This is a genomic window from Oleiphilus sp. HI0132, from assembly GCF_001635845.1.
In genome coordinates, this window is record NZ_LWGJ01001751.1 from 1 (window position 1) to 1,710 (window position 1,710).

Here is a 1,710-nt window from a genome sequence, read left to right on the forward strand (position 1 = left end):
GCAACCACCTCAGATACTTGAGCATCAATTAAGGCTTTAGCACAGGGAGGTGTTCGACCAAAGTGTCTGCACTGTTCCAAAGTAACGTACGCTGTCGAACCTTGCGCGAGTCCTCCCGCTTCAGCGAGGGCGTTTACCTCTGCATGCCCTGTTCCGGCCTTCTTATGCCAACCACGCCCCACAATTTGACCGCCCCTCACCAAGACACAACCTACCCGTGGGTTTGGCTGGGTTGTATACACCCCTTTATTGGCCAAGCGCAAAGCTTCAGCCATATAGTGAGCGTCATCTATTGAGAAAGCACTAAGCGTCATTTTTGGTATTCTCAGAACGAGCTAGCCGATCAACTTCTTCCTTAAATTCATTGATATCCTGGAAACTACGATAGACAGAGGCAAAACGAACATAAGCCACCTCATCCAGGCGACGCAGCTCTTTCATCACTTCTTCACCAATAGCAATCGCTTTTAGCTCTCTCTCGCCTGTTGCTCTCAATCGGGCCTTAATGTTATTGATCGCGCTTTCAATCGCCTCAATACTGACGGGGCGCTTTTCCAAAGCCTTGGTGAAGCCTCTGTTGAGCTTGTCCTCATCAAAAGGTTGACGAGTGCCATCCTGCTTAACCACTCTCGGCATCACCAGCTCAGCAGTTTCAAAGGTAGTAAAGCGTTCTTTACAAGACAGGCATTCACGGCGACGGCGAACCTGGCCGCCATCGGCAACCAGTCGAGAGTCGATAACTTTTGTATCCGTCGCACTACAGAAAGGACAATGCATCAAAAAACCTTTTGATTCAGAAGAAAGGCCAATTCAGAGCAGCAAGCCAACTAAACCACTAACAGCTGGCAGGCCAAAGGTGCAGAAATGAGGAAACGCCTCATCACCGCACCGGGTTAACTATTTATGCGTATACTGGGAAGCGAGCACAAAGGTCGATAACGTCCTTCTTAACACTTTCAATAGCAGTCGTATCTTCAGCATCTTTAACCAAAGCGTCAATTACGTCACACATCCAGCCCGCTAGTTGCTGACACTCGGCAGCCTTAAAGCCACGACGGGTTACCGCTGGCGTACCGATACGCAAGCCACTGGTCACAAAAGGTGAGCGTGGGTCGTTAGGTACTGCATTTTTATTCACTGTAATATTCGCTTTGCCTAGTGCAGCGTCAGCATCTTTACCCGTGATATCTTTGCTGATCAAATCTAGCAGGAACAAGTGATCGTCAGTGCCATTTGATACCACATCAAAGCCACGCTCCTGGAAAACTGCAACCATCGCCTTGGCATTCTCAACAACTTGAGACTGGTAAGACTTGTACTCATCTGACATAGCTTCTTTAAAGCACACCGCTTTAGCAGCTATTACATGCATCAAAGGGCCGCCCTGGCTTTCAGGGAATACAGCAAAGTTTAATTTCTTCTCTAGCGCTTCATTTGCCTTCGCCAGAATGATACCGCCACGGGGACCACCCAAGGTTTTGTGAGTAGTAGACGTTACTACATCAGCGATGCCAACTGGGCTAGGATAAACACCCGCCGCAACCAAACCGGCAATATGCGCCATGTCTACGAATAAGAATGCACCGACTTCATCAGCAATATCACGAAAACGCTGCCAATCAACAATACGAGAGTAGGCAGAAAAACCTGCAACAATCATCTTTGGCTTATGTTCACGAGCAAGCGCTTCAACCTGATCGTAGTCGATTT

General features: G+C 48.4%; 3 protein-coding genes. All 3 read right to left on the reverse strand.

The genetic code is table 11. The features are described from left to right. A partial coding sequence (locus A3766_RS26760) for a bifunctional diaminohydroxyphosphoribosylaminopyrimidine deaminase/5-amino-6-(5-phosphoribosylamino)uracil reductase RibD (RefSeq protein WP_231883005.1) occupies nt 1-314 on the reverse strand: 314 nt, incomplete at its 3' end. Further along, nucleotides 304-777, reverse strand: coding sequence for a transcriptional regulator NrdR (nrdR, locus tag A3766_RS26765; RefSeq protein WP_068509328.1), 474 nt, complete (start codon nt 775-777; stop codon nt 304-306). The genes nrdR and A3766_RS26760, both read right to left, overlap by 11 nt. 124 nt (nt 778-901) lie before the next feature. Next, nucleotides 902-1,710, reverse strand: an 809-nt coding sequence (glyA, locus tag A3766_RS26770; RefSeq protein ID WP_156509171.1) for a serine hydroxymethyltransferase, incomplete at its 5' end; no start/stop codon positions are given.